1 protein-coding gene is annotated in these 269 nt (G+C 66.5%); it reads left to right on the forward strand.

Going from position 1 to position 269, the window contains the following annotated elements:
* Positions 1-269 (forward strand): 30S ribosomal protein S19 (gene rpsS, locus KZZ06_RS20955; protein WP_219581885.1); only part of this gene is annotated, 269 nt, incomplete at both ends.

A 269-nucleotide genomic window follows, 5' to 3' on the forward strand; every position in this document is an offset into this window, starting at 1 on the left:
CGCTCTCTCTGGAAGGGGCCGTTCGTCGACGGCTACCTCTTCAAGAAGGCCGAGGCGGCGCGGGGCTCCTCGCGCTCCGAGGTCATCAAGATCTGGAGCCGCCGCTCCACGAACCTCCCGCAGTTCGTCGGGCTCACCTTCGGTGTGCACAACGGGCAGAAGCACATCCCGGTATACGTCACCGAGGAGATGGTCGGGCACAAGTTCGGCGAGTTCTCGCCGACCCGCACCTTCCCGGGCCACGCGGCCGACAAGAAGGCGAAGAGGCG

The organism is Sulfitobacter sp. CW3, assembly GCF_019392245.1.
Lineage (GTDB): Bacteria > Pseudomonadota > Alphaproteobacteria > Rhodobacterales > Rhodobacteraceae > Sulfitobacter.